Source organism: Acidovorax sp. CF316 (genome assembly GCF_000276605.1).
GTDB lineage: Bacteria > Pseudomonadota > Gammaproteobacteria > Burkholderiales > Burkholderiaceae_C > Acidovorax.
The window spans coordinates 22,980-49,001 of sequence record NZ_AKJX01000275.1 but is presented as its reverse complement, the minus strand read 5'-3'; the positions used below and the strand labels follow the sequence as shown (position 1 = coordinate 49,001).

General features: G+C 67.6%; 28 protein-coding genes and 1 pseudogene. 5 read left to right on the top strand and 24 right to left on the bottom strand.

The genetic code is table 11. The annotated features are described in order from the left end of the window. Positions 1-434: pseudogene (locus PMI14_RS35285) on the bottom strand (hypothetical protein); the annotation flags it as partial. A 538-nt stretch (positions 435-972) separates the two neighbouring features. Here PMI14_RS35285 and PMI14_RS30860 point away from each other — a divergent pair. Next, positions 973-1,923, top strand: a complete 951-nt coding sequence (locus PMI14_RS30860) for a hypothetical protein (protein WP_007861226.1) — start codon at positions 973-975, stop codon at positions 1,921-1,923. Between the two features lie 155 nt (positions 1,924-2,078). Here the strand turns inward: PMI14_RS30860 and PMI14_RS30855 are convergent, their stop codons facing one another. Next, entirely contained in the window at positions 2,079-2,474 is a 396-nt protein-coding gene (locus PMI14_RS30855) for a hypothetical protein (protein WP_035206362.1), read from the bottom strand. Between the two features lie 351 nt (positions 2,475-2,825). On the opposite strand from PMI14_RS30855, the gene PMI14_RS30850 reads away from it, so the two are divergent. Beyond that, positions 2,826-3,116 carry an SMI1/KNR4 family protein gene (locus PMI14_RS30850; protein WP_146187931.1) on the top strand — a complete coding sequence of 97 codons (291 nt, stop codon included), beginning with the start codon at positions 2,826-2,828 and terminating at the stop codon, positions 3,114-3,116. 157 nt (positions 3,117-3,273) lie between these two features. On the opposite strand, the gene PMI14_RS35950 is transcribed toward PMI14_RS30850, so the two are convergent. The 6 genes from PMI14_RS35950 to PMI14_RS30830 form a co-directional block, all read right to left on the bottom strand. Continuing rightward, a complete protein-coding gene (locus PMI14_RS35950; RefSeq protein ID WP_369751530.1) occupies positions 3,274-3,630 on the bottom strand; it encodes a DUF6794 domain-containing protein in 357 nt (118 codons plus the stop codon). 393 nt (positions 3,631-4,023) lie between these two features. Then, positions 4,024-4,191 (bottom strand): DUF1010 domain-containing protein, encoded by a 168-nt coding sequence (locus tag PMI14_RS35945; protein WP_157405920.1) that lies wholly within the window; start codon positions 4,189-4,191, stop codon positions 4,024-4,026. A 387-nt stretch (positions 4,192-4,578) separates the two neighbouring features. Continuing rightward, positions 4,579-5,007: a hypothetical protein gene (locus PMI14_RS35200; protein ID WP_146187930.1), complete on the bottom strand. Its 429-nt coding sequence runs from the start codon at positions 5,005-5,007 to the stop codon at positions 4,579-4,581. Between the two features lie 900 nt (positions 5,008-5,907). Beyond that, positions 5,908-6,498 (bottom strand): hypothetical protein, encoded by a 591-nt coding sequence (locus tag PMI14_RS30840; protein WP_007861222.1) that lies wholly within the window; start codon positions 6,496-6,498, stop codon positions 5,908-5,910. A gap of 139 nt (positions 6,499-6,637) precedes the next feature. Then, on the bottom strand, positions 6,638-6,916 hold the full coding sequence (locus tag PMI14_RS30835; RefSeq protein ID WP_035206359.1) for a hypothetical protein: 279 nt from the start codon (positions 6,914-6,916) through the stop codon (positions 6,638-6,640). 25 nt (positions 6,917-6,941) lie between these two features. Beyond that, positions 6,942-7,703, bottom strand: a complete 762-nt coding sequence (locus tag PMI14_RS30830) for a hypothetical protein (RefSeq protein WP_007861218.1) — start codon at positions 7,701-7,703, stop codon at positions 6,942-6,944. Between the two features lie 159 nt (positions 7,704-7,862). Between PMI14_RS30830 and PMI14_RS30825 the strand changes: the two genes are divergently transcribed. Then, positions 7,863-9,365, top strand: coding sequence for an MATE family efflux transporter (locus tag PMI14_RS30825; RefSeq protein WP_007861216.1), 1,503 nt, complete (start codon positions 7,863-7,865; stop codon positions 9,363-9,365). Positions 9,366-9,368: 3 nt separating this feature from the next. On the opposite strand, the gene PMI14_RS30820 is transcribed toward PMI14_RS30825, so the two are convergent. The 15 genes from PMI14_RS30820 to PMI14_RS30750 all read right to left on the bottom strand — a co-directional run bounded on the left by PMI14_RS30820 (position 9,369) and on the right by PMI14_RS30750 (position 23,883). Then, positions 9,369-9,938 (bottom strand): hypothetical protein, encoded by a 570-nt coding sequence (locus tag PMI14_RS30820; protein WP_146187929.1) that lies wholly within the window; start codon positions 9,936-9,938, stop codon positions 9,369-9,371. Beyond that, positions 9,919-10,914, bottom strand: a complete 996-nt coding sequence (locus PMI14_RS30815) for an aldo/keto reductase (protein WP_007861211.1) — start codon at positions 10,912-10,914, stop codon at positions 9,919-9,921. The genes PMI14_RS30820 and PMI14_RS30815 overlap by 20 nt, the downstream gene beginning before the upstream one ends. Before the next feature lie 146 nt (positions 10,915-11,060). After that, positions 11,061-11,900 (bottom strand): SDR family oxidoreductase, encoded by an 840-nt coding sequence (locus PMI14_RS30810; protein ID WP_007861210.1) that lies wholly within the window; start codon positions 11,898-11,900, stop codon positions 11,061-11,063. 17 nt (positions 11,901-11,917) lie between these two features. Then, positions 11,918-13,579, bottom strand: coding sequence for an AMP-binding protein (locus tag PMI14_RS30805; RefSeq protein ID WP_199234354.1), 1,662 nt, complete (start codon positions 13,577-13,579; stop codon positions 11,918-11,920). A 39-nt stretch (positions 13,580-13,618) separates the two neighbouring features. Further along, positions 13,619-14,320 (bottom strand): ABC transporter ATP-binding protein, encoded by a 702-nt coding sequence (locus PMI14_RS30800; RefSeq protein ID WP_007861206.1) that lies wholly within the window; start codon positions 14,318-14,320, stop codon positions 13,619-13,621. Continuing rightward, positions 14,321-15,133, bottom strand: a complete 813-nt coding sequence (locus PMI14_RS30795; protein ID WP_007861205.1) for an ABC transporter ATP-binding protein — start codon at positions 15,131-15,133, stop codon at positions 14,321-14,323. It abuts the gene before it with no gap. Next, the gene (locus tag PMI14_RS30790; protein WP_007861204.1) at positions 15,130-16,458 is read right to left on the bottom strand and encodes a branched-chain amino acid ABC transporter permease; all 1,329 of its coding nucleotides are present in this window, start codon (positions 16,456-16,458) and stop codon (positions 15,130-15,132) included. The genes PMI14_RS30795 and PMI14_RS30790 overlap by 4 nt, the downstream gene beginning before the upstream one ends. Before the next feature lie 15 nt (positions 16,459-16,473). Continuing rightward, entirely contained in the window at positions 16,474-17,364 is an 891-nt protein-coding gene (locus PMI14_RS30785) for a branched-chain amino acid ABC transporter permease (protein WP_238541935.1), read from the bottom strand. Positions 17,365-17,458: 94 nt separating this feature from the next. Next, positions 17,459-18,724 carry a branched-chain amino acid ABC transporter substrate-binding protein gene (locus PMI14_RS30780; protein WP_007861202.1) on the bottom strand — a complete coding sequence of 422 codons (1,266 nt, stop codon included), beginning with the start codon at positions 18,722-18,724 and terminating at the stop codon, positions 17,459-17,461. A 65-nt stretch (positions 18,725-18,789) separates the two neighbouring features. Beyond that, a complete protein-coding gene (locus PMI14_RS33880; RefSeq protein ID WP_007861201.1) occupies positions 18,790-19,977 on the bottom strand; it encodes a fumarylacetoacetate hydrolase family protein in 1,188 nt (395 codons plus the stop codon). Between the two features lie 116 nt (positions 19,978-20,093). Then, positions 20,094-21,335: a HAMP domain-containing sensor histidine kinase gene (locus tag PMI14_RS30770; RefSeq protein WP_007861199.1), complete on the bottom strand. Its 1,242-nt coding sequence runs from the start codon at positions 21,333-21,335 to the stop codon at positions 20,094-20,096. Next, on the bottom strand, positions 21,326-22,033 hold the full coding sequence (locus tag PMI14_RS30765) for a response regulator transcription factor (RefSeq protein ID WP_007861198.1): 708 nt from the start codon (positions 22,031-22,033) through the stop codon (positions 21,326-21,328). Before PMI14_RS30765 ends, PMI14_RS30770 begins: the two co-directional genes overlap by 10 nt. A gap of 224 nt (positions 22,034-22,257) precedes the next feature. After that, a complete protein-coding gene (locus PMI14_RS30760; protein ID WP_007861196.1) occupies positions 22,258-22,875 on the bottom strand; it encodes a TetR/AcrR family transcriptional regulator in 618 nt (205 codons plus the stop codon). A 14-nt stretch (positions 22,876-22,889) separates the two neighbouring features. Beyond that, positions 22,890-23,498, bottom strand: coding sequence for an NAD(P)H-dependent oxidoreductase (locus PMI14_RS30755; RefSeq protein ID WP_007861195.1), 609 nt, complete (start codon positions 23,496-23,498; stop codon positions 22,890-22,892). Positions 23,499-23,619: 121 nt separating this feature from the next. Beyond that, positions 23,620-23,883, bottom strand: a complete 264-nt coding sequence (locus PMI14_RS30750; RefSeq protein WP_007861191.1) for a DUF2024 family protein — start codon at positions 23,881-23,883, stop codon at positions 23,620-23,622. Positions 23,884-24,090: 207 nt separating this feature from the next. Between PMI14_RS30750 and PMI14_RS30745 the strand changes: the two genes are divergently transcribed. Then, positions 24,091-24,441, top strand: coding sequence for a hypothetical protein (locus tag PMI14_RS30745; RefSeq protein ID WP_007861189.1), 351 nt, complete (start codon positions 24,091-24,093; stop codon positions 24,439-24,441). An 18-nt stretch (positions 24,442-24,459) separates the two neighbouring features. Here the strand turns inward: PMI14_RS30745 and PMI14_RS30740 are convergent, their stop codons facing one another. Continuing rightward, positions 24,460-24,813: a hypothetical protein gene (locus PMI14_RS30740; protein ID WP_146187928.1), complete on the bottom strand. Its 354-nt coding sequence runs from the start codon at positions 24,811-24,813 to the stop codon at positions 24,460-24,462. A gap of 215 nt (positions 24,814-25,028) precedes the next feature. Here PMI14_RS30740 and PMI14_RS30735 point away from each other — a divergent pair, with 215 nt between their 5' ends. Further along, on the top strand, positions 25,029-25,835 hold the full coding sequence (locus PMI14_RS30735) for a flagellar brake protein (protein ID WP_157405919.1): 807 nt from the start codon (positions 25,029-25,031) through the stop codon (positions 25,833-25,835). Positions 25,836-26,022: the final 187 nt, after the last annotated feature.

The following is a 26,022-nucleotide window of genomic DNA, read 5'->3' as shown; positions in this document are numbered from 1 at the left end:
GCGGGCGCGCTGTAGACGAGCTTGGACTCGCCCCAGAACCAGACACTGCCATCGGCCTTGGCGGCGGTGTCGGACGTGAGCAGCTTGTCAAAGCCGCTGCCGATCTGCACCGGCGCGGTTTCGTAGAACTCCCGGTCCTTGAGCACCGCGTGGCCCCACATCCACAAGCTGCCATCGGCCTTGAGCGCCACCATGTAGCGGCTGCCCACCTGCACCTGGGTGAAGCCGGTGCCCACCCGAACCGGCTTTTCCGCGCTGACGGAGGTGCCGTTGCCCAACTGCCCGTTCATGTTGTTGCCCCAGGTCCAGAGCGTTCCATCGCTCAGGATGGCGGCCGAATTCGACGCACCGGTGGCAAACTTCAAGACCGTGGCCGCGTGGGCCCCGGCCGCTGCCGCCACCAGGGTGCACGCGAGACCGGCCTTCAACGCCATGCTGCGAAGCGAAGCCAGCGGCCTGGACGGCAAGCGGCGGTCTGTTGTCAACACTGCCAGGAAAGTCATTGCGATACGCCTTTCAAAAAGTGAATAGATAGGGCTGGCCAAAACAAGCAAAGAAAGAAAGAAAAACGCCGGCCCGCAATCGGGCGCCGGCGGTGGCGCCACCTTGCCGCAGGGCAGCACCACCCGCGCGCAGGGGCTGTCTGAAGCACAGCGCAGCATGCCCAGTCCTGGGCCCTGCGTCCATCCCCCATTTTTCGCAGCGCGGCCCTTCACATGCCACAAAATGTTACAGCGGCAGCGCACGACAGAGCACGCCGAGGGGCTCCATGCGGCGGGTGACCCTGCGAACCGAGGGGATTCATCTGCCTGGGCCGGCCCCCTGCCCACGCCACCTCGGGTACCCTGCGCCGCTTCAGCGCCCCGATGTTGCTTTTTGCAACGGAAAGAGGTCCCATGCCAAGGGTGTCGGTTCATGCCCCGGGTGGGGCCGGCAAGGGGCGGGCAGCGTATTATTTCTGGAGTGTTTTCAATGAGGTATCTGTCTTTTGCATTTTTGGCGGTGTTCAGCACGTTTGCACAGGCTGCAAACTTTCTGTCGATACACCAGCTCCCGCACAAAACGCCACTCCCACCCGCCGCCGGCAGCTACCAATACACCTTCGACACCAAAGTCGGGTTCAAGCAGCAGTACGCCCCGACCGGCGTGACAGGCTGCGCCATCGGTTTCGGCACGGGCGGCTGCGCCTTCCCGGGCGGCGGCTCGCTGCCGCTGCCCGAATTCACGGGTGCCCAACTGCAACAGCACAGAGAGTTCAAGATCTTCATTCCCGCAGGGACGCGCTCGTTGCTGCTCTCGGGGTACGCACCCCTGGCCACCCAATCGGCCTTCGTGCTGAGGTATGGCAAGGAACCTGTCCGCCTGGCCGCACTGAGCGATGCGGAATACCAGGCCGCCAGGACGGGCAAGCATGTCGAGGCCTTGTTCTCTCGCCTGGTCAAGGAAGATGAGGAGCAGTTGGTCGTGCACGATGGCAGCGGCAGCCTGCGCTTCATGGGCGGCCAGCTCGATGCCAAGGGCGGTAGCACCGACCAGGGCCAGTGGCTCTATGTGCGCCAGCTCAGCGGCGCCGCGCTCATGACCTACCAGGGCGCCATCGACGTCGACATGCCCAAGTACGCAGCCGGCTATGCCGCGACCACCTGGAACACCCGCAGCGCTCCCGATCCCGTCGACACCGTCAGCGGTGACGGCCCTGCCGCCCCGCCGCCGGTGGCAACGACAACGACGACAACCACCACAACGCCCGCCGCCACCGCAACCCGGGCCCCCACCGCCATCATGTCCGCTGCCGGCCTGCCCGTGCTGCTGGGCCACTACGATGCCGCGGCCTGCAGCGCGAGCCGTGGCCCCTCCGGCCATCCGCCGGTGGGTGGCAGCGCGCCATCCTGCCAAGCGCCTATTCTTCAGACCGCTGAATAGGGCCTGTTGGATGGACCACACCCGTTCGCTGGCGGAAGAGAACGCGTCGTTCGTCTGAAGTGCCCCGCTGCGCAAGCCCTCACCCAGGCCTCGCCGCCTCGCGCCCCCCTGACAGCCAGCCAACGACCGCAGTGTGACCAAGGCTCCTGGCGAGTTCAATGGCAGGCGCAAGGAACATCAGCGCCATGGCCACCCGTCGGCCCCATGGCAATCAGTTGCGCCACCCGTTCGAGCTGATTGCTTTTGCACGCCATGGCGAGCGGGGTCTTGTTGTGGTTGACGAGGTGCAGCGTGCGCGACTCTTGCGCCAGGACACGGCCGACGACCTTCATCAGGCCGCGTTCAGCCGCTGGAATGACGACGTGGTATGGATAGCCCTGGGTACTGCCCTTCTTGCGGCCGGCATCCAGCACGTTCAGCCAATACAGCGCGACCTCCTCATGGCCTTTGTCGGCCGCGACAACGGCTGACCGAACCAGCGTCTTCCTGTCTTTCTTGCATTCGACGATCAGCCTCACCATGTCCAGCCGGCCTTGCAATGTGAGCAGCAAGTGTCAGCCGGCCTGAGGGGGAGCAAGCCCGATATTGCTTGGCTCGACTTCATCGTTTTCTCGAAGGCGCAAACCTTCCGGCACCCAAAAAGTGGGAAGTCCTACTGATCGCACCATCCGTCGATCCCAAGGCGCGGGTGGAAGAAGCTCCAGAGCCTTCTCACGAAGGCGGGCACTGCGGACACACGTTGACCGGATATGCCAAGCTTGTCACTTGACCAATCTGCGGCGAGCGGGCTGGACTGACGTAGGTTTGCGGGTCCTCCGTGAGCATGTCCTTGCCACTGCTACGATGACGGCCATCGGCCCGAAGCGGACGTTTGAGTATCTCCCCCACTGCCTCGCCTGCTCATGAAATCTGAAGATGTATCTTCCGTGTCAGTGAAAGCGCTACTCGGCGGAAACCGTGTGCGAATCGGCGAGAGGGAAGTTTTTGTAGTGCTGCTCATCCCTGAAAGCGAGTGGCGTCCGCTTCGTGCCTCATGGTGGCGCGGAAAAGAGGCGTGCATCATCGGTGCCGATGAGAGCGGGAACTTCTTTTTGAGGCACTGCGATGGCTCGGTTCGCCACTGGGACCACAAGCTCGGCGCTGACCTCAAGATCGCGGCCAGCGTCCGCGATTTCATCGCCATGATTGGATAGCTCGACGGTCGAGCAGCGGCCAGAAGCGGAAATTCACTTCACGGCGCTACTGATGCAAATCGTTCTCGAATCTTCTCGGTGTATCGCTCTTCGTGAACTACGGCTGCGCGGAGCCTCCCATTGAAGCTTCCTGGAATGGGTCAGCTCGACCGAGGGGCTAACCTTTGTCTTGGAGCCGTCGCCATACGGCTTTGATGATGACCATAGACGCCTCGTCTGGATGGCAGTCCTTTCCACAAGCGTTCTCCAAGAGACTGCGATTTCCGCGCCATAGGCCGTAATGGTTTCGAATTCCTGTTCCCCAACCCCTGTGGAACCTGATGAGGTCTCGTTCCGGTGTGTCCCGAACAGTCTTCCTACTCTGTTCCGACATGGTGGAGAGTATGTCCTTTACAGTTGCTTCAACTGTCACTGGCCACTTATTAGGTCCCAGCTGTTCCTCTGAATTTTCTTCTGCATGACATGTGCCTACAAGAAGGAAGCTAGAAATGAGTACGATGAGGAAACGGTTCATAAGGGCTAACGTAGTGATTTATACCGAAAAACCTATGGGATAACTGGATTGCGCGAAATACTGTAGGCACTTGTTCCTCCTGGAATTGGCTTGCAGTATAGGTTTGCAGGTGATGGCCTTTTTAAAAGCCAGGCAGAAAATCCGATAAAACCGGCAGATGTCAATTCGGCCAACTATAGCTTGCCAGTAGCTGTGACAGAGATTCCAAAGGGCACGGGATTTCGAGCCAGTGGACAACAAACCAATGGCAGCGTCCGGATGGCGTTCCCCAACGGCGGTTTTGGGCCCATAGCCGCCGGACGCTGATACTCGGAAGCGGTCACTCACCGTGCGCGAATTGAACGACTGGTTCGGGGATGAGGCGAGAGTCGGCAATGCGCCCGGAGCAGTCCTTCAGCAACAGGAGAAGTTGACAGTTGTCCAAGCCGCCGAACGGCCATGTTTGAAGACGTGCGCCATCCACGAAAAAGCACTGCGCCACCGAAGCGATGCAATGCTGCAAAACCATAGCAGCTGGCGCCTGCCACATGGACGCCAAAGGCCCGAAAGAGGAATTGCCAAGAAGGTGTGCAGTGATTGAGTTCGATTTTGCCTCAAAGCAACTCCCAGCTTTGCGAAACCCTCTGACAGTCTTGCTCTACAAGCCTATCAGAGCCCTTCGAACGTGCGCACCATACCCATTTCGCATTCCCGGATTGCTTATGGCCAGCGATATGCAGCTAGTGTGCTGTCCCGCAAATAGGTGGTACTAAAACCGCGTCTTTCACACCATGGCTGCGTTGCAAATCCTCGCGATAGCACGAGCTATCGCTGCGGTTTGCGCCTTGCCATGGCGCGAAATCCATCGGTTTTAGTTTTGCCACCTCTTTGCGGGACAGCACACTAGCGCTGTTCTTTGCATCGCCGGACAAAAAATTGAAATTGAACAGTGCAAAGCACCGTGGGCTACTACCGAAGAATGGACTCGGACACCAACTTGGCGAGGTTGTCAATCAAGATCAAATGATTTCCTATGTTGGATTTTTCCAAGACCACTGGGCTATTCAAAACCCACGTTTCCTTGCCATCGCTCACGCGGACGAGCGAACCACTTTGGAGTGTCACGAAGTCAGATCGAAAAGTCATTGGCGCAGCGTTTCTGAATTCACCGAGGTCCAGGATAAGCACGTAATCGGCCGCAGCGCTCTTGCCCGCTTCCAGGGCGTCTGATTTAACGATGCTCGCAGAGTGATTGAGTTTTTCATTCGCTTCGAAGGGTGTCGCCTTGAATTGAGACAGGGTACTGAGTTCGCGGTGCACTGCCACTTGGAGATTTTTACCACTTCCTGCTCCTTGCGCATGGGCTTTCCCCCCTTGTACAACGTCGCGTGAAGGCATGATCAAGATTTTGGATCCGTTTGCGATGGGCTCAGACTTGGTAGTCGACATCGATGCACAGCCAGAGAGTACGACCAGGCATCCAATAACTGCTAGTGCGCGGCCGAGAAAGGAAGTATTTTTTTTCATGAGGATTGAAGTTCGTGCTGTTGGTTGTGACTTGGGTTTTGGAGCGAAGAATGAATACGCATCGTCGATGCCGACCTCTATCTCTTGCGACAGAGTTCATCAATGTACGTGATTTGGCTGGGTCCATTGGGGCGGATGTGGGTCGCCACTGGACTTCTCGGTTTGAAGGCGATACAAACTGCGGGGGCGCTTCACCAAGTTGAGCGGCGGCTCCAAATTCAAGCGCTGGGACGGTCTGCGCAGGGATCTGGGTGACAAAGGTGCAGCAAGCTGCAACAACCAATGCGCGCATTCCGGCGGCCCAGGCCATTCGAGCGCGGCAAGATTCTTCAACCTTCGAATCATTCGGATCCAACCCTCCCCGTTGTATTTTCTCGCCGAACTACAGACGGAATCAGTGTCTGCTCCTGACGAGATTTCTTCTAACGTCTGAACGGCCGCTCCTGGCCGATAGCGGAAGTCTAGCTGGGCGCAGCAGTGCCCTGTATCACCCAAGAAGGCGACTAGACGAGCCGAACAGATGCTCATCGTCAGCGACCTGGAAATGCACACGAGAGCCGATCTCTGTGTCCAGTTCCCGCCGTTACCGCTGTCCAGGTCAATTCGCCCCCACTGTCCAGCAGCGACCGAAATACGCACCTGCCGGACTCCCATTGCGGGCCGTGCCATTGGCGCGCTCCTCCCCCACCACACCGGGCCTGGTGCCATCCATCACACGGCCTCGGCATTGGTTGGAGGGCATTCCAGGTAGCTGCCCATGCCCGCATGGGGTCAGAACGCCCTGGCCAACTCCAGGCCGCTGAACTTCTGCGACGACATCGCCTTGGCCACCGGCGCTGCACAGAGAAACATGGGGCGCACTCCCAGGATCGACTCGGACCAGACTGCGGGCGAAAAAATGGCCCGTTCATCCGGCGGCTTCTCGATGCTCTCGCACAGGGGCCCGACCGTGGTCTCCCGCCACCTTGCGCACAGAACACAGCGCTCGCCATGGGTCACCATGCCCGCCGTCGGCTCGTCCACGCTTGCACGAGCGGTTGGCAACACGACGAAGTAGCCCTGTGGCGAATCCAGAGGAAGATACGCCAGACCGGTGATGCCTGCGGCCTCGAGCCCATCGATGAATCGCTGGTTGCACAGCTTGAAGTCGTCCGAAGTGGAGACGACATTCCTGCCCGAGCTGAACTTCATCTGCGGCACCCCGGCCTGCGCCAGCGCATGGAGCTCATCGACTTTTCCACACCTCGGACAGACGAACGGCCTGTACTGCTGGCGCACCACGCGCCTGCCACGAGGGTCGTCCTCGGAGAACAGGGCGCAGCTCAACTGAGGATCTCTGGCGATGAGTTCGTAAAAGACCATTTGCGATTGTCTTCACAGGGAATGGACGGGGATTGTGCGGCGACCCCATCGGATTGCTGCACCGATCAACATGGCTGCAGGCACCCGGCGGCCAGGCAGCAGAGCCCCCTGTCGGAATAGCAGCAAGCTGCGGCTTGCCTCACGTGGATGGAGGAGCCTCTTGAGCCCACTTGCTCCCCTCGAACCGATGGCTTGCACCATCCGCGATGACGAACCGGGCCAGGCAGGATTTGCAGCGATGGATGCTGAAGGCTTCCTCCGCATGCAGACGGCCGTAGCGAAGGAACTGCGACCTCCGGCTGTGACAGACAGGGCAGCGCTTGAACTGGAAGCCGGACCAGAAAGTGATGGCGATGGTGGCACAGTAGCCCAGCGCGAGCAGCGCGGCTGCAGCCAGTGTCCAGAGGAGCCATTGCATGGAAAGCATCGCAAACCACTGCGCACTAGGTGCGGGGCACTTGGACATCAACGGCCCCGGCCCTGGCGCGGGCGATCGCGTCTCGTCTGGCTTCGCCCAGCATGCGCCGGATCGCCTTGGCTGCTTCGGCTGCCGGCCGTGCGACCTGGCCATGGCCGTCCTCGGCCAGGCGGCTGGCCAGGGCTTCGTATGCAGGACGGGCGTGGCGCCTGAGGAACAGGGCCACGTACTCGCGGATGTAGAAATCGGTGTCCGAGGCGAGCGCTTGCAGCACAGGCAGGTTGTCAGGATTGAGCTGGGGCAGCAGCAGCTCCACCGTGGCGGCTGCGTCGGCGTACGCTTCCTGGTCCGCGCGGGGCGCCATTGCGCCCAGCAGGCGCGCCACGACTTCGGCCTGCCGCGCCGAAGGCGGAATGGTGGCCGGCGCCAGGTCTTCGATGTGCGTGCCGCCTGCCAATGCCGCCCGCAGGGCCGACGCAAAGGCGGCAAGGCTCGGGTAGCGCAGTGATTGCCCGTCCACGCGATTGAACTGCAGCACCATGCCGGCCGCAGGGCCGCGCACCACGTAGCAGTGCGGCATGGAGTTGTTGGCGTCTTCCAACGCGACCAGGCCCAGGGCTTCGCCCCACGCCGTGCCGCGCACGGCCCGCGAGTATTCACGGCAGGCGTCGCGACCCAGCACCGCAATGCCCAGCGGTTGGGACTGCAGGCTGGCCGCCTGGTCCAGAAACGCCAACAGCTCCGCTGGCGCATCCGCCAGCGGGTCATCCAGGTTCGTTGGGGCCATGGGCTGCATCTCCTCCTCTTGGGCGCAATCTACCTCAGCCCGCGCGCGCCACCAAGATACCCCCGGGGCAGAAGCTTGCCTGGGAGCCATGGCGGCGCCGTCCTACCCAAGGCGGCGCGCCAGCACGTAGACTGCCCGAACGCCACACCACGCCCCGCCATGAACACCCCACCTCCCCGCCGAGCCCCGCAACGCGACCTGACCCAGGGCCCCATCGCCCGCACGCTGATCGCCTTTGCGCTGCCGGTGCTGGGCTCCAACGTGCTGCAGTCGCTCAACGGCTCGGTCAATGCCATCTGGATCGGCAACCTGCTGGGCGAAGAGGCGCTCACGGCCACCTCCAACGCCAACCTGGTGCTCTTTTTGCTGCTGGGTGCGGTGTTCGGCGTGTCCATGGCGGCCACCATCCTCATCGGGCAGGCCTATGGCGCGCGCGACATCGAGCGCGCCAAGTGCGTGGTGGGCACGGGCGCCACGTTCTTCCTGGCCGTATCGGCGCTGATCGCGGCGGCGGGTTGGGTCTGGACGCCCGAGATCCTGGGCCTGCTCAAGACGCCCGAAGCCGCCCTGCCCTCGGCCGTGGCCTACCTGCGCGTGATCTTCGTGGCGGTGCCGATCATGAACTCGTTTGCCTTCGCCATGGCGGTGCTGCGCGGCTCGGGCGACTCGCGCACGCCGTTCTGGTTCATGGCCCTGTCGGTGGCGATCGACGTGGTGCTCAACCCGCTGCTGATCCGCGGCGCGGGGCCGCTGCCGGCCATGGGCATCGCGGGCTCGGCCCTGGCCACGCTGCTGGCGCAGGGCATCAGCTTTGCCGGCCTGCTGGTGCTGCTGGCGCGGCGCCAGCACCCACTGCTGCCGGGCCGGCACGAGCTTGCGCACTTTCGGCCCCGGCCGCAGCTGTTGCGCACCATCGTGGTCAAGGGCGTGCCCATGGGGCTGCAGATGATCGTGATCTCGTCGGCGGCCCTCGTCATGATGGGCCTGGTCAATGGCTACGGCGTGCACACTGCGGCGGCCTATGGCGTGGCCGCGCAGCTGTGGACCTATGTGCAGATGCCCGCGCTGGCCACGGGCGCCGCCGTGTCGTCCATGGCCGCGCAGAACGTGGGCGCGGGCCGCTGGGACCGGGTGGAGCAGATCGCGCGCGTGGGCGTGCTGTTCAACCTGCTGCTCACGGGTGCGCTGGTGCTGGCGCTCTACGCGGCCGACCGCACCGCGCTGGGCCTGTTCCTGCCGGGCGACAGCGGCGCCGTGGCCGTGGCGGTGCACATCAACAATGTGGCGGCCTGGTCCTTCGTGCTGTTCGGGGTGACCATCGTGCTCTTCGGCGTGGTGCGGGCCACGGGCGCGGTGCTGCCGCCGCTCATCATCTTGTTCATCTCCATGCTGCTGGTGCGTGTGCCGTTCGCCAGCGCACTGCAGGGCACCTGGGGCGCCGAGGCGATCTGGTGGAGCTTTCCGCTGGGCTCCATCACCTCGGTGCTGCTGGCGGTGCTGTACTACCGCTACGGCGGCTGGCGCAAGGCCTCGCTGGCAGCGCGCAAGGAGCCACCGGAAGAACCCGCCACCGGCACCGCGGCCGACACCGGCGTGGCCATGCCGGCCATGGACCGTGAGGCGAACTACGACGGGCCGGCCGCTGTGGCCACCAAACCCTAGGCCTCAGAGCCCACCCAGGCAGGCCTTCAGCGCCAGCGCATGCGCCGCCCTGCCCTCGGCGGGCGTCCTGTCCACCACCGGCAGGCCGGGGCGGTCGTGTTCGCCCGTGACCAGCACTGCAGACACCCCGCGGAACACCCAGCGCCGGTCCTGCCAGGCAAAGTCCAACGTCTCGACGATGCGCGTGCCGAACTTGGCCTCCTCGGCCTGCGCCTGCGCATCCGCGGGTGGATCCTTGAGCACCAGGGCGTAGCGCAGCATCATCCGGCCCAGGAAGGGCCGCACCGGGTGCGAGGTCATCACCAGGTCGTGCGACATGCCCGCCAGCGCGTAGGTGGCGGGCGCGTCGTCGCCCTTGAGCAGCATCACCCGCTGCAGCGGCCGCAAGGGCTGTGTGTAGATGAACCGGCAGCGCGCCACGATGCGCTCGAACCCGGCGCTCACCACGGGGTCGATCCAGGGCCGGACCGGCTCGGCCGGCACGCCCTCATCGGCAGCGTGCGCGCCGCCGGTCACCATGGCCAGAAGCAGTGCCGCCGCATGGCGCACCACATCACCCCTCAATGCCGACAAAGCCGGCATCCGGGTAGCGCGCGCCAGTCACCTTGGCGGGGTCGAACAAGCGGTCCAGCTCGGCCACCTCGGCGGGGCTCAGTGCCACCTCGGCCGCATGGGCATTGCTTTCCAGGTATGCAATGCGCCGCGTGCCCGGGATCGGCAGCACATGCGGGTGGCTGACCAGCAGCCACGCCAGCGCAATCTGCGAACTGGCCAACCCACGCGCGCGCGCAAACGCATCGAGCGCCTGCACCAGCTGCCGGTTGGCGGCCTCGGCATCGCCCACGAAGCGCGGGTTGTTCTTGCGAAAATCGTTGTCCGCCAGCGCCTTCACGTCCACGGTGCCGGTGAGAAAGGCGCGGCCCAGCGGGCTGTAGGCGACAAAGGCCGTGCCCAGCTCGGCGCACAGCGCCAGCATGCCGTCCTCGGGCCCGCGGCTCCACAGCGAATACTCGCTCTGCAGCGCTGCAATCGGGTGCACCGCATGGGCGCGGCGCAGGCTGTCGGCAGACACTTCCGACAGGCCGATGGCCCCGACCTTGCCGGCCGCCACCAGATCGGCCATGGCGCCCACCACCTCCTCGATGGGCACATCGGGGTTGCGCCGGTGGCAGTAGTACAGGTCGATGCGCTCCACGCCCAGGCGCTTGAGCGACGCCTCGCAGGCCGATCGCACATAGGCAGGCGAGTTGTCGATGCGCCGCTCGTACTGCCCGGCCTGGCGCACGATGCCGAACTTGGTGGCCACCTGCATGCGCGCGCGGGCTGCGGACCCGGCACTGGCGATGAAGCGGCCCAGCAGCGATTCGTTGTGGCCCAGGCCATAAGTGTCGGCGGTATCGAAGTGGGTCACGCCCAGCTCCAGCGCACGCGCCAGGGTGCGCAGCGAGCTGTCGTCATCGCTCGCGCCGTAGAACTCGCTCATGCCCATGCAGCCCAGGCCGATGGCGGAGGTCAGGGGCCCATGGGCTCCCAGGGGGCGTTGTTGCATGGCAGGGGTCCTGTCGTCGGTGGGGGGGCGGCCGCGCTCTGGCAAAGTCTGCCCGCGGCGCCCGCATGGTAACGGCAGGCGGGCTTTTGTGCAGGCCCTCTTTGCAAGCGCCTGCAACGCAGCGGCCAGGCCCTGCCCGGCACCCCCTACAGCGCCTGCTGCGCCTCCCGCACCGAGTCGCGCAGCATCTGGCCGAAGGCCAGCGAGCCCAGGCAGCTGAATCCCCCGTCGATCGGGATGATCACCCCATTGATGTACTGGGCCGACGGGCTGGCCAGGAACAGCGCCAGGTCGGCGATCTCCTGGCGGCTGGCGCCCCGGCCTGCGGGAATGCCCTCGAGCAGCCGCGCCCAGCTGGCCTGGCCATGGGGCGCGAGCTTCTCCATGCCCACCGTATCGGCCACGGGCCCGGGGGCGATGCCCACGCAGCGGATGCCTTGCTCTCCCCACTCGACCGCCAGGGAGCGCACCAGCATGTCGATGCCCGCCTTGGCGGCACACACATGGGCCTGCGCATAGGTCGGCAGGGTCGATTGCACGGCAGAGATGGCCAGCACCAGCGCGCTGGGCTTGCGCAGGAAGTCGTGGGCCGCGCGCACCGTGTTGAAGGTGCCCACCAGGTCGGTGTCCACCACGGCGCGAAAGCCGTTGGCGCTCATGCCCGTGGCCGTGGCCACAAAGTTGCCTGCCGCGCCCGCCACCACGATGTCGAGCGGCCCGGCCCATGCGTGGGCCTGCTCGGCCACCGCACGCAAGGCATCGTAGTGGCGCACGTCGGCCGCCAGCCCGATGGCGCGGCCCCCTGCGGCCTCGATCTCGCGCGCGGCCCGGGCAGCCTTGTCGCCATCCCGGCCCACGATGGCCACGGCCGCGCCGGCGGCGGCATAGGTCGCGGCAATCTGCCGGTTGATGCCGCTGCCGCCCCCGGTGATCAGCGCGGTCTTGCCGCGCAGCAGGTGGGGCTGGAAAGTGGTGTTGTCGTGCATGGAAAGGGCCTCTTGCGTCATTCAGGTTGTGCAGTGGGGTGCTTCGGCAGCGGGGCTGGTGGATCGGTCTGCAGATCGGTCTGCCATGGCGCCGCCCGCAGCTGCGCGCGCAGCACCTTGCCCACGGGCGACTTGGGCAGCGCCGGCACGAAGCGGATGCGCTTGGGCACCTTGTAGGCCGTGAGCCGGGCACGGCAGTGGGCGATGAGCTCCTCGGCACCAGGCGCCGGGTCGCGCGCGACGACAAAGGCCTGCAAGGCTTCGCCCGTGGCCTCGTCCGGCACGCCGATCACCGCGACCTCGGCCACCGCGGGGTGCTCGGCCATGGCGTCCTCCACCTCGTTGGGGTAGACGTTGAACCCCGAGACCAGCACCATGTCCTTCTTGCGGTCGACGATGCGGATGTACCCGTCCTCCCCGATCACCGCGATGTCGCCGGTGCGCAGCCAGCCACCGGGGTCCAGCGCGCCCTGGGTCTCGGCGGGCGCATCGAGGTAGCCCTGCATCACGTGCGAGCCCCTCACCAGCAGCTCGCCGGGCTGGCCGGCCGGCAGCGCGCGGCCATCGGCATCCACGGCCATGACCTCGCTGCCCGGCAGCGCCAGCCCCACCGATCCCGCGCGGTAGGGCTCGGCCGGCGGGTTCATCGCCACGATGCAACTGGTCTCGGTGAGGCCATAGCCCTCCAGCACCGGGCAGACGCTGGCGCGCCAGGCCTCGCCCGTGGCCGGCCGCAGGGCCATGCCGCCCGACATGGCGTAGCGCAGCGTGTGACGGTGCGCGCGGAACCAGGGCTCGGCCAGCAGGCCGGCGTACAGCGTGTCGACGCCCGACATCCAGGTGATGGGAAAGCCCTCGAACGCCGGCCGCAGGTTCGCCAGCGGCCGCGGGCTGGCCATCAGCACGGCGTGCGCACCCGCGCGGTAGAAGCTCAGGAAGTTCATCACGAAGGCGAAGATGTGGTACATCGGCAGCACCGTGAGCACCGTGTCCGACGGGCGCAGCCCGATGCCGTGCGACTCCATGAAGTCCCCGGTCATGCGCAGCACGGCCAGCAGGTTGGCGTGGGTGAGCGCCGCCCCCTTGCTGCGCCCGGTGGTGCCGCCGGTGTACTGGTACAGCGCCACGCGGCTGCGCCGCCCGGTGCGCAGGCCGGGCGCACGCCCCTGCTCCAGCGCAGCCACGAAGGAGCCGGGTGCCGGCGCCGCCGACGCCCCCGCGGGCGCGGCCACGAAGAAGTCGTGCGCACCCGCCACCAGCAGCTGCACGCCCAGCGCCTGGGCCACGGCAGTAGCACCGGCCAGGGCCGGCTCGCCGGCCACCAGCACCTTCGCCCGGCAGTTCTCCAGCTGGGCCTGCAGCTCGCGCGCGGTGTACAGCGGGTTGACATTGCTCACCACCATCGCGGCCTTCCAGGCCCCGAGCACGGCCACCGGGTAGTGCAGCAGGTTGGGCAGCTGGATCGCCACCACATCCCCTGCGCGCAGCAGCGGGTTGCCCAGCAGCCAGGAGGCAAACGCGTCCGACAGCGCCTGCACCTGCGCATAGGTCAGCCGGGCGCAGGCCCCGTCCGCCCGCAGTGCCGAAAACGCGGTCGCGCCGGCATGCGCCAGGCCCGCAGGTGCCAGGGCCTGGTCCACCGAGTCCGCTGCACTACCGCTGCTCCATTGTTCTGCCATGGTGTCTCCGTCGTGTAAATCGTGGATGCCGTGCATGCCCTAGACCTCCAGCCATTCCCTGCGCACCGGGGCGTTGGCCTGCAGTTCGGCGGGCGTGCCCTGGTAGACGATGGCGCCGTGCCCCATCACGCAGACGCGCGTGGCGATGCGCAGCGCAATGGCCAGCTTCTGCTCCACCAGCAGCACGGCCAGGCCGCGCTCCTGCAGGCGCCGCAGGTAGCCGGCCACCTGCTCGACCACCTGGGGCGCCAGCCCCTCGGTGGGCTCGTCGATCATGATCAGCGCCGGGTCGCCCATCAGCGTGCGGCACAGGGTCAGCATCTGCTGCTCGCCGCCGGAGAGCACGCCGGCCGGCGTGGCGCGGCGCTCGTGCAGGCGGGGGAACATGCCGTACATGTCCTCCAGCGACCAGCGCTCCGATGGCCGGCCGCGCTTGCAGCCCAGCAGCAGGTTCTCCTGCACGCTGAGGCTGGCAAAGACGTCGCGCGTCTCGGGCACGTAGCCGATGCCCAGGTGCGCGATGCGGTGCGGTGCCAGGCCCTGCACCTCGGCTCCGCGAAAGCGCACCGACCCCGTGGCCCGCACCTGGCCCATGACGGCCTTGACCAGGGTGGAGCGCCCCACCCCGTTGCGCCCGAGCAGGCCGACGATCTCGCCCGGCGCCACGCACAGGTCCACGCCGTGCAGCACATGGCTCTTGCCGTAGTAGGCGTGCAGCGATTCGATCTCAAGCAGCGGCATTCAGGCCTCCGTCGCGATGGTGGTTGCCGCGGCGCCCGCGGCAGCGGTGGCAGGCGTGCCCAGGTAGGCCTCCTGCACGCGGGGGTTGTCGCGGATCTCAGCCGGGCTGCCACAGGCGATCACCTCGCCATACACCAGCACGGCAATGCGGTCGGCCAGGCCGTAGACCACGGCCATGTCGTGCTCCACCATCAGCAGGGTGCGCCCACGCGTGACCTCGCGGATCAGCTCCACCGCGGCTTCGGACTCCCAGCGGCTCATGCCGGCCGTGGGCTCGTCCAGCAGGATCACCTGGGCGCCCCCGGCCACGGTGAGCCCGATCTCCAGCGCGCGCTGCCCGGCATAGGTCAGCTCGCCTGCCAGGGTGTGGCGCTGCGGCGCCATGCGTGTCAGCTCCAGCATCGCCTCGACGCGCTCGTGCACCTCGCGCAAGCGGTGGATGCTGCGCCAGAACGCATAGCCCTGGCCGCTGGACCACAGCACTGCGCAGCGCAGGTTCTCGTACACCGTCATGCGGTGGAACAGGTTCGACACCTGGAAGCTGCGGGCCAGCCCGCGGCGGTGGATCTCGAAGGGCGGCAGCTGCTGGATGGGCCGGCCATGCAGCAGGACTTGGCCCGACGAGGCGGCGAGACGGCCGCTCACCAGGTTGAACAGGGTCGACTTGCCCGCGCCGTTGGGGCCGATGATGGCAAAGCGCTCCCCCTCGTTCACCGCCAGCGATGCGCCGCGGATGATCTCGGTCTTGCCGAAGGCCTTGCGCAGGTCCGTGAGCTCCAGCACGCAGTGGTTGTTGCTGTGGTTCGTGCTCATGCGCCCTCCCCGCTTGCGCGCGCCGCGCCGGCCGCCTCGCACGCCAGGGCTTCGCGCAGCGCCGCATGGGCACGCGCCACCGCGAACAGGCCCAGGGCGAGCGCGGTGCCGATGGCGATCCAGCCGGCCGGCCCCTGCAGCGCCGCCAGGCCCCTGGGCAGCGCGCCCATCGGGCCCAGCGAGGCCTGGTACACCGTCTCCACCAGCGCCACGAAGGCCGTGGCCAGCCAGGCCAGTGCCGCCAGCAACAAGGCAAAGGCCGGCCCGGTGCGCCGCCAGCTGCCCCCCGCCAGATGCCGGCCCATGCCGGCCAGCAGCTCGGCCGCGCCCCCCGGCACGAACATCACCGTGAGGATGAAGAACACCCCCAGGTAGAGCTGCCAGGCCTGCGTGACCTCGGACAGCAGCACCGTGGCGGCCACGCCGATGACGGCGCCCAGCACCGGGCCGAAGAAATAGCCCACCCCGCCGATGAAGGTGAACAGCAGGATCGCCCCCGAGCGCGCGGCGCCCACGTTCTCGGCCGTGACGATCTCGAAGTTGATGGCCGACAGCGCCCCCGAAACGCCTGCGAACAGGCTGGAGACCACCAGCGTGAGGTAGCGCGCCCAGCGCGGGTCGTAGCCGATGAAGGCCACGCGCTCGGGGTTGTCGCGCACCGCATTGATGATCTTGCCCAGCGGCGACTGGGTGAAGCCGTACATCGCGGCCGCGCACACGAACAGCCAGGCCGCCGCCAGGCCATACACCTGCAGCTGTGGCGCGAAATTGAGCCCCAGCGGCACCGCGCCGTACACGCGGTTGGTGGAGATGCCGCCCTCGCCCCCGAAAAAGCCCGGGAACATCAGCGCGCAGGCGAACACCAGCTCCACGATGCCCAGCGTGATCATCGAGAAGGTGGTGCCCGCCTTCTTGGTCGACAGGTAGCCGAACAGCAGGCCGAACACCATGCCCGCCACGCCGCCGACCAGTGGCACGGCCACCACCGGCAGCGGGATGGTGCCCGCCGCGCCCAGGTTCATCGCATGCGCGGCGACATACGCGCCCAGGCCCGCATACACCGCATGGCCGAAGGAGAGCATGCCCCCCTGCCCCAGCAGCATGTTGTACGACAGGCCGAACAGCGCCACGGTGGCCATCTGCGTGAGCAGCGACAGGGCCACCGGGCCGCGCAGCAGCAGCGGTGCGCAGACCAGGGCGGCGGCAAACAGCAGCCAGGGCAGCGGCAGGCGCCATGGCAGCCTGGGGGGCGCACGCAGGGCGCCAGCGGCCACGGGGGAGACCGGCGGTGCGGTGGGGGTGATGGGGGTCGAAAACAAGGCCATGTCGGATCTCCCGGGTCACAGTTCGCGGGTGCCCAGCAGCCCCCGGGGTCGCACGACGAGCACCAGCACCAGCAGCAGGTAGGGCAGCACGGGGGCCAGGTCGGACACGGTGGTGCGCAGCACGGCATGGGCCGGGGTGGAGGCCTGCACCGTGTAGCCCACGGCGGCCAGCAGCGTGGCCGGCGAATGGTCGATGGACACGGCAAAGGTCTGCACCACCCCGATGAGCAGCGACGCCAGCAGCGCCCCCGCCAGCGAGCCCAGCCCGCCCACGACGACGATCACGAAGATGATGCTGCCCACCGTGGCCGCCATGTGGGGCTCGGTGATGAAGGCATTGCCGGCGATGGCACCGGCCAGGCCGGCGAGCGCGCAGCCGCCGGCAAAGGCCGCCATGAACACGCGTGGCACGTCGTGGCCCAGCGCCTGCAGCATCTGCGGCTGGGACAGCGCCGCCTGGATGACCAGACCGAAGCGCGTCCTGCGCAGCCCCAGCACCAGCGCCAGCATCATCAGCACGGCCACCAGCATCATGAAGGCCCGGTAGGCCGGGAAGCTGGTGTTGTAGACCTTGAACAGCGCGCCCTGCAGCGCATCGGGTATGGCATAGGGCACGGCCGCACGCCCCCAGACCAGTTGCACCGCCTCGACCACCACGAAGGACAGGCCGAAGGTCAGCAGCAGCTCGGCCACATGGCCAAAGCGGTGCACCGCGCGCAGGCCGAAGCGCTCGACCAGCGCCCCGAGTGCGCCGGCCAGCAGCGGCGCCAGGCCGAGGGCGGCCCAGAACCCGGCGCGCCGGCTGATCTCGTAGGCGAAGTAGGCCCCCAGCATGTAGAAGCTGGCGTGGGCGAAGTTGAGCACGCCCATCATGCTGAAGATGAGCGTGAAGCCGGCGGACAGCATGAACAGGATCAGGCCGTAGCTCAGGCCGTTGAGCAGGGTGACGAGTGCGAACTCCAAGGGACCTCCGGGCGGGTGCGGGGTTGGGCCGGCCGCGTCAGCCGGCACGGGCCGGGCGGCGCATCTGGCAGGAGTGCGGCTGCGAGGCGACGTAGGCGTCGAGCCGGGCATCCAGGCGCCAGCCGTGGCCGGTCTTCTCCTGCTCCACCTGCACCTTCTTGCCGTCCACCCTGGACCAGGTGGAGATGTACAGCGGCTGCAGCAGCTGGTGGTCGCCCGCGCGCATCTCCACCTCGCCATTCACCGCCTTGAACTTCATGCCCTCCAGCGCGTAGGCGATGCGCAGCGGCTCCAGGCTGTCTGCGCTGCTGATCGCCCGGGCCAGCATCTGCACCATGGTGTGGATGCCGATGGCGACCAGGTCGTCGCCGTGCTGGCGGCGAAAGGCCTCGGCCAGGTCCTTGCCGGCAAAGGTCTCGTTGTTCGGTGTCCAGTAGGAGATCTGCCGGGTGCTGCCCGCGGCCGCCGAGCCCATGGCCGTGGGCACGCCCGAGGAGGCCGCGTAGTAGGTGTAGAACTGCGCCTTCAGGTCCGACTCCAGCGCCGCCTTGATCAACAGCGCCAGGTCGGTGCCCCAGTTGCCGGTGATGATGGTGTCCGCCCCCGAGGCGCGGATCTTGGCCACGTAGGGCGAGAAATCCTTCACCGTGGCAATGGGGTGCAGGTCGTCACCGACGATCTGCACATCGGGCCGCTTGCGCTTGAGCAACTCCTTGGCGGCCTTGGTGACCTGGTGGCCGTGCGAGTAGTTCTGGTTGATCAGGTAGACCTTGCGGATGCCAGCGTCCTTGGCCATGTAGGAGGTCAGCGCCTCCATCTTCATGTCCGAGTTGGCATCGAAGCGAAAGTGCCAGAAGCTGCAGCGGCTGTTGGTCAGGTCCGGGTCGATGGCCTGGTAGTTCAGGAACACCACCTCCTTGCCCGGGTTGCGCTCGTTGTGCTTGTTGACCGCTTCGATCAGCGCCGCTGCCACGCCCGAGCCATTTCCCTGCGCGATGATGCGAAAGCCCTGGTCGATGGCCAGCTTGAGCTGCACCAGCGACTCCTGCGGGCTGCCCTTGCCGTCGAAGGGCGTCACCTCGAAGCTGTGCCTGCCCGCCCAGCGCTGGGTATTGGCCATCTCGGTGGCCATGCGCAGGGTGCTCAGCTGGTTCTGCCCCAGGGGTGCAAAGGCCCCCGAGAAGGTTTCGATCATCGCAATGCGCACCGTCTCGGCGTGGGCGGTGGCGGTGGCACACATCAGCAGCCCGGCCAGGGTGGCGGCGGCGGCGGCGGCGCGGGTGATCCAGCGGCGAAAGTTCATGGTCTTGTCTCCTGCGTTGTTCTTGGATGGACCGGGGCAGCGGGCCCCGGAGTGCGCCCGGGGGCTCAGGGCACGATGGGGTTGGCCAGAAAGCCCAGGTAGTCGGCCCGCATCAGCACGGTGTCGCCGGGCTGCAGGTGGGTCTTGTCGTTGCGCGCCTCGGTCAGCGAGCGCTCGACCACCAGGCGCGGGTTGGCCCAGCGCAGGCTGGCCAGCCACTCCACCACGCCGATGAACAGCTGGCGGCCCGAGGGCGGGCGAAAGGCCACGCCGTCCGTGGTGCCCGACAGCACCAGCGTGCGCGCCGGGATGCCCTGCTCGCCGATGGGCAGCCGGGCCTGGCCCTCGCCGTAGCGGTACAGCCGGTTGCGGCGCGAGAACGACTCCTGCACCATCTGGTCGATGTCCCAGGTGAGGTCCTTGGGCAGGGCGATCTGCCGCAGCCGGCCGTTGACGTACAGTCGCATGTCCAGCTTCTTGTAGAAGCTGCGCAGGTCGCTCGGCACCACGAACAGCGCCCCCACGGGCATGGGTGCCAGCGACTTGGCGCGCGAGAAGCCTTCGCCCGAGTGCGTGTCCGACAGGTCGATCTCGCGCAGCATCACCGCGCGGTCGGTGTAGTCCGATGCCAGCACCAGCCCATAGCTCTCCTTGCTGGCCCCCTGCGCCACCGGGCGCAGCGCGACGAAGCCCAGCTCGATCTCGTAGTCCAGCAGCGCCCCCGCCACCGGCACGGGCGCATTCCAGGGCTGAGCCGGCCGCAGCTTGGGGAAGACGAAGGGCTTCTCCAGCGTGGTCTCCTTGGCATGCTCGCGGTAGGTTCCGCCCATGGCGATCTGGGCCTCGGTGCCGTCAAAGGGCAGCACCAGCTGCGCAGCGTCCAGCGACACGGCGGGCCCCGCCTGGCTGGCGATGGCCTCGTAGCTCGACTGCGACCACAGGGTGATGGGGTCGGGCACGCTGCCGGGCTTTTGCAGGGCGCTGATGTCCACCCCGGTGACCTGGCCGTTCTCGTAGCGCTCCACCCGCACCAGGCGCAGGCCCTGCGGCGTGCGATAGCGCGCAAAGGTCAGCGCCTCGCTGGCTGGCGCCACGGCCACGGCGCCCAGGCGCGCGCCTTCGATGCGCTCGTTCATCTCCAGGTAGCGCGAGGTCGCGGGCGGCTCCTTCTGGCTGATGGCATAGAACCATGCCAGGAAGGTCAGTACCAGCAGCCCGCCCAGGGCCGCGCCAATGATCTTGCGTACGCGCATTGCATCCACCTCATGTTGAAACAGGGGTGGATTTCAGCAGCGTGTGCGTGAAGCAACCGTGAGCCCTGCACGCGGGCTGCCTGCAGGCCTTGCGCGGGCCCGGCGCCGGTGCGCGCTCAGCGCAGGGATGCGGGCACCGGCAGCGCCGGCACGGTGACGCGGGCCAGCGCGGACTGCGGCCCGATCTGCAGCACGAAGGTCCAGCCGAAGCGATCGCAGATGCGCTGCGCGATCAGGCAGCCCAGGCCGAAGCCCTCCTGCGGCTCGGGCGCCAGCGTGTTCTCCACGGTGATGGCGGTCGCGCTCAGCGTGACGGCGATGGGCGGCTCGCCGCCGTGCGCCACGGCGTTCTTGAGCAGGTTGCCGACGAGCACGTGCAGCACGGTCTCGGGCGCCGCCAGGCGCAGCGGGGCGAGCTCGTTCACGGCGATCCGCCCGGCCTTCTCGGGCCCGTAGAAGTGCGTGAACAGCTCCGTGACCCAGGCCTGGTCCACCACCACGGGCGCAGCAGCCGTGGCACCCGCACCCCCCGCTTCCAGCGAGAGTTTCAGGAAGGTCTCGATCAGGGCATTCATGTCGCGCAGTGCCCGCTCGCCGCGCTGCAGGGCGGTCTGCTGGCGTTCGCTCGCCCCGTCGGCCAGGCGCTCGAGCACGGCCTGCATCACCGCCGCGGGCGTGCGCAGCTCGTGGCTGGCAAAGCGCGCAAAATTGCGCTCGCGCTCCAGCACGTCGGCCGTGCGCTGGAAGGCACTGTTGAGCTGGCCCACCAGCACCGCCAACTCGTGCGGCGCGCCCTCGGGCAGCGGCAAGGGTTCCAGGCTCTGCGGCGGCCGGGCATCGACCTGCATGCCGATCTGCGCGATGGGCGCCGCAATGCGCCGTGCCACGCGCGCGCACAGCCACAGCAGCAGGCCGGTGAAGGGGATGATGCCCATGGCGTACCACGAGAACACCTGCCACTCCAGCGTCTCCTGCGGCTTGACCTCGGAGTGGTTCTCCACCACGTAGAAGGGCTCGCCCGCGGCCTCCTGGTGGGCCAGCACGAAGTAGTCGCGCGCGCGCGGCCCGAGCTCGAAGATGCCGCGCTCACCCGGTGCCAGCATGGCCCGGATCTCCTGCGGCAGCAGCTCGTAGCGCGGGTAGAAGAAGGTCACGGGGTCGATCTGCACGGGCTCGGCGGCTGGCCCCTGGGCCGCCCAGTACTCGCCGATGCGCGCCAGGCGGCGCTCGGTCTGGGCCTCGCTGCCCAGCTGCAGCGTGGCGGTGACGAGCACGGCGTTGACCACGAAGCTGGCCAGCATCAGCCCGACCAGCGTGTGCCACATGCGGGTGAAGAGCGTGCGCGCCTTCAGTCGCATGCCGGCGCCTCGATGCAGTAGCCGCGCTTGCCCTGGGTCTGGATCATGCCGCCGGCGCCGGCCTTGTCCATGAGCTGGCGCAACTGGTAGATGTGCGCCCGCAGCGCGTCGGCCGAGGGGCGCTCGTCGTCGCTCCACAGGGCCTTCTCCAGCTCATGGCGCGTGACGACGCGGGGCGCGTGGCGCAGCAGCATCTCCAGCAGCCGGGTCTGCAGCGGGGTGATGGTGAACTGGCCGCCGCTGCGGGCCACCGAGACCTGGTGGCGGTTGAGGTCGAGCGTGAGCGCAGGCGAGCGCACCACGCCCGCATGGTCGGGCATGCACAGGTAGCGGCGGATGCCGGCGCGCACGCGGGCGATCAGCACCCGCATCTCGAAGGGCTTGACGATGTAGTCGTCCGATCCGCCTTCGAGCCCGCGCACCACGTCCTCGGCGCAGCCCTGCGCGGTCATCATGAGGATGGGTGCGCGAAAGCCCTCGCCACGCAGCCGCGCGCACACGTCAAAGCCGTTGATGCGCGGCAGGCCCACGTCCAGCACCACCGCGTCGTAGGGCGGCGATGCGCTGCGCGCCAGCCTGAGGGCTTCCTCGCCGTCGGCCGCATGGTCGGGCTCGAAGCCGGCATCCTCCAGCGCCTCGTACACCAGCGCCGCCAGATCACGGCTGTCCTCCACCAGCAGCACCCGTTCATTGCCCATATGTGCCCTTGCCGAATCACCCGGGTGCGCGTCCCCGCATGCCTGCCGATGGTCTCCTGGCGGGATGCTCCCATCCAGCGCGCGGACCCTGCCTTGTTGTCTGCCCCCTTGCACCCGGTCGATGGCTGCAGCCATCGCAGATTACGCCACGGCGAGCGTGAAGCAATCGTGAGAACCCCTACCGAGCCGATCCGCCGCGCCCTCGTGCCGTCCAGCGCCATCTGTCACCGGCTGCGCCGGACGATCGCCACGATGGTCTCGAACAGCTCGGCCTGCGCCGCCTCGGCACCGATGTCACCGCCCACGGCGGCATCCGACAGCGCATCGGCCGCGCCCAGCACGGCCCACATGCCGGCGCGCGCCAGCCCCCCGGCCCCTGCGAACGGCGACAGGATGTCCAGGCACCTGGCGATGAAGGCCTCCTGGTACTGGCGCTTGACGGCCGCCATCTCGGGCGAGCCCTGCAGCGCGGCCAGCACCTGCGGGATCTCGCGCCCCTGCGTCAGCACGCAGCGCACATAGGCCGCGGCGATGGCACCGGCCTTGTCCTTGAGGGTGGGTCGCGCGGCGGCGATGGCGGCGTCCATGACCGCCGTCTGGCGCACATCGAAGTCCTGGTACAGCGCGGCCAGCAAGCCCTCGCGCGTGCCGAAGTGGTCGTACACCACGGGCTTGGTCACGCCGGCCTCCTCGGCCAGGCGGCCCAGGCTGAGCGCATCGGCGCCCTCGGCACGCAGCAGCGCCCAGGCCACATCGAGCAGCTGGCGCGCGCGCTCGTGCCGCGCCATGCGGCGGCGGGGTGCGGGCTCGGGCGGCGGGGCGGCAGGCGGCGTGCGGGGCATGGGCTCCAGGGAACTTACGGAGATGGGGCGAACAGGCTGCGGCCCAGCGCCTGCGCGGCCGTGAGGTGCGAGGCCGCGAACTCCTTGTCGTGCGACTGTAGCAGCAGCCTGGAGCTGGCCACGCGCGCGCCACAGTAGCCGAAGATGCCGTGATCGATCTGGGTGGCCATCGCGCCCGCATAGCCGTGCCGCTCGTAGGTGCCGCCACCGGCCCCGCCGATGCCCAACAGGTGCACCTGCAGATGGCCGAGCTTCTTGGTGAGCTGGCCATCCTCCCCTTCCTCATAGGCATAACCCTGGGTCAGGACCCGGTCGATCCAGCCCTTGAGCAGTGCCGGAAAGGACCACCAGTACACGGGGTACACCAGCACCAGCGCATCGGCCTTGTCCAGCCGCAGCTGCTCGGCCGCCACGTCGGCGGGCGCCGGGGCCTGCTTCAAGTGCAGCGCCAGGTCGGCAGCGGTGAAGCGCGGGTCGAACCCCTCGGCCGCCAGGTCGGCGATCTCCGTGGTGTGCTGCGGGCCGGGCAAGCCCGCGCTGGCAACGCCCTGCGCCACCTGGGCGGCCACGGCATGGGTCAGGGAAGCGGGATGGGGGTGCGCGACGACGATGAGTGCGTGCATGGTGAAACTCCATTGGATTGCTATATACCCATGGTAACTTACCATTGGTATATAAAGCCGTCCACGGAGTTTCGCCCCAACGCCTCCACGGGTATCGCAAGGGGCGGCAGCAGGCGATCGATCAGCCGCAGTGCTCCAACTCCAGGATCGCAAAGCCGATGGATTCGATCTCCTGCTCGACCGCCGGGCTGGCCGATTGCATGTGGCAAAAGCTGCACTTCTCGGCCTTCAGGTCGCTGGCCGCCAAGCCTTTTGCCGCCAGGTAGCGCCGCCCGTACTGCAGCACCTGTTCATGGTCGCCGACGCTGGCGGGAACGAGGATGTCGAAATGCATGCGCAGCCCGTCGGGGCGCTGCACATAGGTGTCGTAAACGGAGATCTGCATGGTGCAAACAGGGGGTGGGTTCAGGGAACCCCAGTGTCGCCAGCCCGCCGCCGCCGGGGTGCGCCAAGCGTCCAGGACAGATGCCAAATCGTCCACGGCCCGACCCCGGGGGCAAGATGTAACCGACGTGTCCGTTCGCCACAAACGCCGCCCGAACGGGCGTTTGCGCCTGCGCCGCTGCTACATTGCGCCGAGGAGCCCCGATCCATGCACAGCAAGCCCGCAGCCGCCACCCAGGCCATCGCCAGCCTCCACGCCACCACGGTGGTTACCAGCTACCTGCGCCAGCCCGCCGTCCAGATCGCCTGCCTCATGGTCTTCGCCCTGGCCCACCCGGCCATCTTCGACGACCGCCAGCCCGTGCTGGCCTGGGTCTCGGCCTGGGCCATCCCCATGGCGTTCGCGCTGTCCGCCTGCGCGCTGCATGCAGCCCTGCGCCAGGGGCGCTCGCCCGCCGCCTGGCCCGGGCGCTTTGCCGCCGTGGCCTGGGTGATGATGGTGCTGTCCATGGCCGCGCCGTGGACGCAGCAGTGGGGGCTGCGGCTGCAGGGGGCCTGATCCGGCCGCCCATTACCGCTACAAGCCGATCTTCGCCTCGTTGAAGCACTGCACCTCGCCGCGCTCGCGCTGCCGGCCCAGGGCCGTCTCCGCATCCTGGGGCAGCTCGCAGCCCGTGGCCTGCCCGAGCTTTTGGCAGTGGTCCGCCTTGCGGGCCCGGGCACCCGAGCCCACGGCCTCGAGGCAGCGCGCATAGCTGACGGTGCGGTCCACCTCGCGGGCATGGACTTCGGCGCGCTGCTGGGCGTCCAGGGTGTCCAGGTGCGCCTGCTCGGCGGGCAGGACCACCGCGTAGTGGTAGAGCGCACTGCCCCCGGCCACCACCGCGAAGCCCAGCGCCACCACCGTGCAGACGACCATCCTCGTGTTCACGCCCCTCACCCCCATGAGGGGCTCGCCCCTCGGATGAGGAGCACTCTAGCACCCGGCCCGCGGCGGCGCCATGACCCGAAAAGGTGGCTGGCGCGGGCAGCGCGGGTGGATGCGGCTATCATCCTCGCACGCCGGCTTGCGCGGCGCAGGCGGCGCCCGCAGCCCGCCTGCCCGACGACCAGCCTGTGTCATGGCCCCACATGAACATGGCAGACATGCTTCCATTCCTCAAGAAAAATCCCGCCCCCCTGCCCCGCGCCGAATCGGCCCTGCCGGTGATCGCACCGATTGGTGCCGATGTGGACACCCGGCCCTTTCGCGTCACCGACCCGCACTACATCGCCATGGCACTGCAGGCCCTGGCCGATGACGGGGATCTGGTGTGCTTGTACCCCTCTGCGGGCGAAGCCTTCCTGTCCGGCCGCATCACCGAGGTGCGGCCCCAGGCCGGCGAACTCCTGATCGAGGTCAAGGGTGCGCTTGCTCCCCAGCCGGAGCCGGGCTCCGTGCTGCTGGTCTCCATGCCCCTGGGCATTGCGCTGCAGTTCCGTGCCAGTGGCCGCTGGGCCGACGCCGCACCCGGTGCCCCGCTGCAGCTGGTGGCCGCGCTTCCGGACCAGATCGTGCACCTGCAGCGGCGCCGCTTTCCGCGCCTGGAGACCCCACTCGGCCAGCCCTTTCGCGCCGAGTTCATGCTGTACGGCGAGAGCTTCTCCATGGGCGTGGACGACGTGTCCATCGGCGGCCTCGGCCTGCGCTCCTCGGCGCACGAAGGCCGCCTGCTCATGCCCAGCCAGCAGCTGCGGCGCGTGCGCGTGGAACTGGGCCACGGCGCCAGCCCCCTGGTGGTGGACCTCGAAGTGCGCTCGCGCCGTGCTTTCCGCTCGTTCCTGGCGGGCGAGCAGCTGCATTTCGGCTGCAGCTTCATGGACCTCACACCCGCCGACCACGAGGCGCTGCAGCTGCGCCTGGGCCGGCTCGATGCGGAAAGAACCCGGGCAGCACCGCCAAGATTGGGCTGACGACAGGCACCTGGCGCCCAGCGCCTGACCGTACGGCGGCAGGCGCGGCGGCGGCCCTGGGCATGCGCAGCTTGCTTGCGGGCGGCGCCCAAAGACAAAACCCGCCAGCGCTTCGCAGCACTGGCGGGTTTGTTTTATCTGGGGTGGCTGATGGGGCTCGAACCGGAATGGGGGGTATCAAGGGGTT